Source organism: Shewanella sp. 0m-8 (genome assembly GCF_052977265.1).
The window spans coordinates 50,556-58,189 of sequence record NZ_JBRIMB010000029.1 but is presented as its reverse complement, the minus strand read 5'-3'; the positions used below and the strand labels follow the sequence as shown (position 1 = coordinate 58,189).

General features: G+C 41.6%; 5 protein-coding genes. 2 read left to right on the top strand and 3 right to left on the bottom strand.

Annotation, left to right across the window (positions count from 1 at the left end; genetic code table 11):
* Positions 1-154: 154 nt before the first annotated feature.
* The 3 genes from ACVBIO_RS14065 to ACVBIO_RS14055 form a co-directional block, all read right to left on the bottom strand.
* Positions 155-2,281: a hypothetical protein gene (locus tag ACVBIO_RS14065; RefSeq protein WP_447172858.1), complete on the bottom strand. Its 2,127-nt coding sequence runs from the start codon at positions 2,279-2,281 to the stop codon at positions 155-157.
* Positions 2,282-2,643: 362 nt separating this feature from the next.
* Positions 2,644-4,083 (bottom strand): pyruvate kinase, encoded by a 1,440-nt coding sequence (gene pyk / locus ACVBIO_RS14060; protein WP_447161945.1) that lies wholly within the window; start codon positions 4,081-4,083, stop codon positions 2,644-2,646.
* Positions 4,084-4,267: 184 nt separating this feature from the next.
* On the bottom strand, positions 4,268-5,122 hold the full coding sequence (locus ACVBIO_RS14055; RefSeq protein ID WP_447164434.1) for a MurR/RpiR family transcriptional regulator: 855 nt from the start codon (positions 5,120-5,122) through the stop codon (positions 4,268-4,270).
* A 315-nt stretch (positions 5,123-5,437) separates the two neighbouring features.
* Between ACVBIO_RS14055 and zwf the strand changes: the two genes are divergently transcribed.
* Positions 5,438-6,910, top strand: a complete 1,473-nt coding sequence (gene zwf, locus ACVBIO_RS14050; RefSeq protein ID WP_447161955.1) for a glucose-6-phosphate dehydrogenase — start codon at positions 5,438-5,440, stop codon at positions 6,908-6,910.
* A gap of 10 nt (positions 6,911-6,920) precedes the next feature.
* On the top strand, positions 6,921-7,625 hold the full coding sequence (gene pgl / locus ACVBIO_RS14045) for a 6-phosphogluconolactonase (RefSeq protein WP_447164433.1): 705 nt from the start codon (positions 6,921-6,923) through the stop codon (positions 7,623-7,625).
* Positions 7,626-7,634: the final 9 nt, after the last annotated feature.

The following is a 7,634-nucleotide window of genomic DNA, read 5'->3' as shown; positions in this document are numbered from 1 at the left end:
TTAAAGTTATCCATAACCACAAATGAAGAGAATACGATGAATGCAATTAGATCATATTTTTACTTAGATTGGTATAATAATTGAACGCGCTCTATTTCACCGCTATTAACCGTATTTTTTTCTATTTCCTGTTGAGGTCTAAATTCCTCTCTTATTAAAAATATCGGCTTCTAAACGTATTTAACTCTGTGCCTGCTATCGGGGTAAGGGCGTTATCTATCGTGATGAGTTGTTGATACTCTTCTGGCAAGAATTTCTTTATTCTTGCTACCCTAGCGTAATGACTGGCACGAAATTTTGGGTAGAGCGGGATAAGTTTTGGCAAACTCTCGTGTAACTGACCATTTTCAGAGCTAAGCTCTAATAGTAAGTCGAGGGCATCTAATCCATATTTATCTGAATTTAATTTAAAATTGTTGTCGACTAAAAATTGGATAGCTTGTGGTGAGTGTAAAGCCGCAGCCATAAATACATCATTTCCTGATTGGTCTATTATCGAAAAATCAAAACCTTGATGTAATAAGTCTTGCCATTTTTCAATTGGAAGAGCTTTGAGTGGGAGTAAATTTGATGGCATTTGAGGAGAAATTCTTACATTCCATGCTGACAGGAATTCGATATCGACATGAAGTATATAATGAAATAGGGCATCTGTTTGTGATTGTGTCAGTGGGGTTTGCTCATTGTATTCAAGCGCTTGCTCTGTTTTTCCGTCTGCTAATAAACGTTTGAACCTATCACTAGAGTCTGAATTTAATGGCGCACGTTTATAGTTAAGTTCAAGCTCTTGCCAAATACCGACAAGTACAGGATCAATTTCATGTAGTCGTTCTTTTATGTGCTCGGGATCCTTCTTTATCTCATCAATGATGTCATAGGCCCTATCCCTTCCTTCAAAACTTTGTTCAGCAAGTAACTGCTGCTTTACTGATGCGCATTGCTCTGACTTTCGCTTCATTGTCATTTGTTTATTTTTTGCTTCAACAATGGCAAGCGAGATAACGGAGTCATCTACCTCACGCTGTTTTACATTAAAGCTTTTATCTATGAGGGGGATGCTATTAAGAAGCGATTTTAACTTAGCATTAGAAACCATGTCGCTATGAAAGAAACCTTTGGGCGGCGGGCTAAAGCTTATGCCTGTGCCGTTCAGGCTAATACTACCGTGGGCTTTATAACCTTGAACTTTCAGGTAACTCAGCGTGTCGAGCATTTTATTTGCATCGGATTTGAGTTTAATGTACTCAGCATCACTACGGGGCAAATTCAATATGGCTATGTCCATTGCTGTTAATATGCCTGGCTCATTAATCGGTTTAACACCGTATTTGTTGAGTAACGCTAATGCATCAACATTAAAATTAGCGACTGCAATATCAGCTAGATTTTCATAGGTATCGAATTGCCCTTGAGCAAAAATAGGAAAGTCAGTTAATGATTGTGTTTGCTCAAGCAACGGAAATAAGTATTCGGTCGCCATATTATTTTTTAATGCCACCGCGACGTCGTTGACAGTAAATGATTGCAAGGTCACTACTTGCTTATATTCTTCTAGGTTAAGGTATTCAGCAGTTAAGATAAATAGAATTGATGGTGATAAAACTGGACTGTCGCGAATAGAAAGCGGAGATGCTAAATAGGTCGTAAAATTGTCGTTATTATCAAGTAGGGCATAGATATCTGCTTTGTTTATATCGTGCGCTAAGGATATCGACATACCCAGCCCATGTTGTTCATTCTCTAATGGCTTTAGCGCTGTAACCAACACATCAATAGTATCGACATTAACCCCTTCAATGACCGACATTCCACTCCAGTCTTTTAAAATGGAGCTAGCTCGAGTGATAGAGTACTTGTTTTTTTCGATATTGATTTTAGCTTCAATTAGCAAGTCCTGATAACTATCGTAGAATGTTTGGTATTGACTCTGAAAGGAAAGCAGTTCGCGTTCAGTTTTACCTTGCCTCAACTCTTGTTCTAGTGCTGCAATTATCCCACTGTGGACATCAGTAACTTGCTCACTAAAGTTGTGGAATCGTCTTTGGCATTGAGCGTGCGCAGAAGAAAGTTGCTGTAGCTTAGTTTTTTGAAAGGTTTTATTCGAAAGGGGGGCTTTAATCGTTTGCTGCTGAACAGTTATTTCATTAATGCTCACCGGTGTGTAAATTGTTGGGCTAATATTTTGTGCCAGTTTTTTCTCGCTGCTATCACGGCTATAAACATAATAGCCGCCGATGATGCTTATCGTGACACATGAGATAACCAGTAATTTCCATTTCATTATTCAACTTATTCCTTGTTGGCTTACTATCTGTGATTTGCTACCTGTGATTTGCTATCGATAGCCGATAGCCGATAGCCGATAGCCGATAGCTAATATCGATAAAGCGGCTGAAGCTGAGGTTTAACTTGAAAAAACAGCTAGGCACTAGCATTCATCGCCTTGTCTTGACCGATAACTTTCTAGAGCTTATTTCACCAGTATAAATAATCAGCTGAGATTTATCCGCTATCCTACAGCTAAAGATTGATTATTCAATGGTTTTACTTTGAGAGGAATAAAAAAAGCTACTATTAACAAATAGTAGCTTTTTATTTATTGCGTCCATACCTTAGAGCGGCATGTCAGAATAGAAGAGGGCTTTAACCTACAACAACAACCTTGCTAGTGTTAGTGCCACCCACAGTTTCCATTGCGTCACCCTTCGTCATCATCGCCATGTCACCTTTTACTAGGTAACCCGCTTGAGAAAGTGTCTCTAGTGCTTTTTGTGCAACAGTTTCTGGCGCGTGTGCAGTTGAATCAAAGTACACAGGCTGAACACCACGGAAAAGTGCCATTTTAGCGAGTGTTGATTCGTGACGTGATAATGCAAAGATAGGTAGCGCAGAGCTGATGCGAGACATCATTTGCGGCGTCGCTCCAGATTCAGTTAAAGCGATAATCGCTTTAATACCTTCAAGGTGGTTAGCAGCATACATAGTTGATAGCGCAACAGTTTCTTCGATGGTAGTAAACTGCTGATCAAGTCTGTGCTTAGAAACCTGCACACTAGGATGTGATTCAGCACCTAAACATACCTCTGCCATTGCTTTTACGGTTTCTTCTGGGAAGTCACCAGCAGCGGTTTCAGCACTGAGCATAACAGCATCTGTACCATCAAGTACTGCGTTCGCAACGTCCATAACCTCAGCGCGAGTTGGCATAGGGCTAGAGATCATTGACTCCATCATCTGAGTTGCGGTGATGACAGGCTTGTTCAGTTGACGTGAGCGGCTGATTAGACGCTTTTGAACTGCTACAAGAGCAGGGTCGCCAATTTCAACACCTAAGTCACCACGAGCAACCATAACGGCATCAGATGCAATAATTACATCATCCATAGCTTCATCAGTGGCTACGGCTTCAGCACGTTCTACTTTAGAAACGATAAGCGCGTTGCTACCAGCTTTACGTGCTAGATCACGTGCGTAGTTTAGGTCTGCTCCACTTCTTGGGAACGATACCGCAAGGTAATCAACACCAATCTCTGCGGCAGTAACGATGTCTAGCTTATCTTTTTCAGTAAGGGCTGCGGCCGATAAGCCACCGCCTTGCTTGTTGATACCTTTATTATTAGATAAAGGACCTGCGACGGTAACGATAGTATGAACCTTGTTACCTTCAACTTTTTCAACGCGCAACTGAACTCGGCCGTCATCAAGCATTAAGATGTCACCAAGACTCACGTCTTGCGGTAACTCTTTATAATCGATACCGACTTGTGTCTCGTCACCTTCGCCTTTACCAAGATCGCCATCAAGAGTATAAGCTTGACCAAGCTCTAACATAACCTTTTGGTTGTCTTTGAAAGTTGAAATACGAATTTTTGGACCTTGAAGATCGCCTAAAACCGCAACATGAACGCCGAGCTCTTTTGCAATAGCTCGTGTATCGTTTGCGCGTTTTTTATGATCTTCTGGTGCACCGTGAGAGAAGTTTAAGCGAACAACGTTAGCGCCAGCAGCAATAATGCGGCGTAAGTTGTCATCACGGTCGGTGGCTGGACCCAAAGTTGTTACAATTTTGGTTCTGCGGAACATGACATACTCCGTTAAGTTTTAAAAAATTCTGATTCTATATTACCAGACAATACCCGTTAATGTAGTAAAATTACGAACAAAATGATCTAACTCAAGTTTTTAATTTTGTGACCTGTTGCAACAATAATTTAGAAATCGGCAATTTAACTTAGGTTAAATTGCCGCAAATTATGTAGAAAGTCAGTTACAGAACTGGATCTTTGTCTATTCTTGATTCTTTTAACACTTCCTTTACTCGCTTCAAGTTTTCACGGAAACGAGGGCCTCTTCTGAGGGTAAATCCTGTTGCTAGCACATCTATTATAACTAATTGTGCCAAACGTGAAGCCATAGGTAAGTACATATCTGTATCTTCAGGCACTTCCATTGTTACTGGAAGTGTACAAACCGTTGATAACGGTGAGTTACGGGCAGTAATACCGATAACTGCAGCACCGTTTTCGCGAGCTAGTTTAGCGATGTCGATAAGCGACTTTGTACGGCCTGTGTGCGAGATAAGCACCACTACATCGCCTTCATTACTGTTTATACAGCTCATGCGCTGCATTAGAACATCGTCGAAACTGATGACAGGAACATTAAAGCGGAAGAATTTATTTTGTGCATCATGAGCAACGGATGCCGATGCCCCAAGACCAAAAAACGAAATGGTTTTTGCTTGCGTTAGAATATCTACAGCCTTATTAATCGCAGCGGTGTCGATACTTTGCCTGGCGGTATCTAAAGAGGCCATAGAAGATTCAAATATCTTGGTCGTATAAGAATCGGGACTGTCGTCCTCTTCTACATGGCGGCTGACATAAGGAGTACCATTAGCAAGGCTTTGCGCTAGGTGGAGTTTAAAGTCTGGAAAACCTTTAGTATCAAGGCGACGGCAGAAGCGGTTAACCGTAGGTTCACTCACATCAGCCATTTTAGCCAAAGTGGCGATACTTGAGTGAATAGCCGTTTGTGGCGAAGACAAAATAACTTCTGCAACTTTACGTTCAGATTTACTAAAATGGGTAAGGCTTTTTTGCACCTTTTCGAGGGTATTCATATGCGTACGTCCACTCAATAGTAATGTAGTTTTATTATATTTTGTTAAAGCTTTTAAGTTGTCGTTTTTAAACCGTGATTTCCGGAGCGTTTACGCCGACATTAATTTATAATGACAACAGGTACAAACACGATAAATTTTAGTAATTTTATCACAAAAGCATATCAGATTATGGGCTAACATACCTAATATGCTAACTTGAAGTTTATTATAGAATTTAGATGCAATTACTTATTTGTGTTGTTATATTACAACAAACGTGTGAATTCTCATCAAAAATGGTGGGGCACAGTGTCAAAAGGAGATTTTGAAGCTATGGGCATAACGACACCAAAAGCCAAAGCTTGTGATTTTGTTCTATTTGGTACCAAGGGGGATCTTGCTAAGCGTAAGTTACTTCCTTCTTTATACCAGCTTGATAAAGCAAACTTACTGAATGTCGATACGAAGATCCTCGGCGTTGCAAAAGATGACTTCAGTCAGGAAGAGTATCGCGAGTTAGTCATCACCGCATTAAAGACATTTGTTAAAGACGAACTCTGTGAAGAAACAGTGAATCGTTTCTTGAACCGTTGTCACTATATCGGCACTAACTTCACGGTTGCTGATGGTTACCAAGCATTCCATGATATTTTAGAGCCTGAGAAGCGCGTCATGGTGAGTTACTTCGCGACACCGCCAGCCATCTTCGGCGATATTTGTCGTTGCCTCCATGAACAAAATCTTATCTTCCCAGACTCTCGTGTTGTTTTAGAAAAGCCAATCGGCTCCGATCTAGCAAGTTCTCGCATCATTAACGATCAAGTCTCTGCTTACTTCGAAGAAAACCAAGTTTATCGTATCGACCATTACCTAGGTAAAGAAACGGTACAGAATTTACTTGCACTTCGCTTTGCTAACTCTTTGTTTGCCTCTAAGTGGGATAACCGTACTATCGACCATGTGCAACTCACTGTTGCTGAAGAAGTGGGTATCGAAGGTCGTTGGGGGTATTTCGACAAAGCCGGTCAGATGCGCGACATGATCCAAAACCATTTATTACAGGTGTTGACGCTTGTTGCAATGGACCCGCCAGTTAACTTAGATGCTGATAACATCCGTGATGAAAAAGTAAAAGTACTTAAGTCATTGCGTCCAATTAACGCTGACAACATTTATGAGAACACGGTTCGGGGCCAATATAGCTCAGGCTTCCTAAAAGGCGCGCCAGTACCTGGTTACTTAGAAGAAGAGGGCGCAAATGTTCAGTCTAATGCTGAAACCTTTGTTGCACTTCGCGTGGATATTGATAACTGGCGTTGGGCAGGCGTGCCATTTTACTTGCGTAGTGGCAAGCGCATGCCATTTAAGAGCTCTGAAATTGTGGTGTACTTTAAAAATCCACCCCACAACCTTTACAGCTCTAATTACCGTAACCTACCACCCAACAAGCTTACTATTCGATTGCAGCCTCATGAAGGGGTTGAAATTCAGATGTTGAATAAGGTGCCTGGCCTAGGTGAAAAGCAACGTTTGCAAACCACCAAGTTAGATTTAAGTTTCTCTGAAACCTTTAAAAATGAACGCATTGCTGATGCATATGAACGTTTATTACTCGAAGCGATGTTAGGTAATCAGGCATTATTTGTGCGCCGTGATGAAGTTGAGCAGGCCTGGAGCTGGGTCGACGGCATCATTCAAGCATGGGAAGAGACTGACGAAAAACCAAAGCCTTATCCTGCTGGAACATGGGGACCGGTGGCATCGGTCGCGCTTATCACTAAAGATGGCCGTTCTTGGGACGAGTAAGGGAGAACCAATGATTCAAGAAACTGTTTTCAAATCATTTGACAATAAAGAAGCACTCGAAGCGCAGCTGGCTGAACGCATTGCTAATCAATTGCAAGAAGCTGTTGATGCTCGAGGCAAAGCGAGTCTTATTGTCTCTGGTGGTTCAACTCCGCTTAAGTTATTTGAATTGCTCAGCAAGAAAGGTATTGATTGGAGTGATGTTTACATCACTCTAGCTGATGAGCGCTGGGTGAGTGCCGATCATGGTGATTCAAACGAGCGCCTTGTTCGCAATAATTTACTAAAAAATAGAGCCGCGAATGCGAAATTTCGTGGCTTGAAAAATATGTATTCTTCGCCAGAAGAAGGCTGCGCCATGGCGATTGAGCAGCTTGGTAGTTTCCCTAAGCCATTCGATGTTGTTGTATTAGGCATGGGTAATGACGGCCATACCTGCTCTTGGTTTCCTTGTGCCGCAAAAGCAGAACTTGACAACGCATTAACGACAACTGACTTATGTGTTGCCGTTAAGCCGGGCAATGCACCTCATTCAAGGATCTCGTTGTCGAAGTCTGCCATTTTAGCGAGTCGTCAAATTTATTTACATATCGTTGGTGAGCAAAAATTAGATGTTTACCGACAAGCACTAGCAAGCGATGACAGTCGTGAAATGCCGATTAGAGCCGTACTCGATCAGCATAAAACGCCTGTTGATGTTTACTGGAGCGCTTAAAGGAGTAAT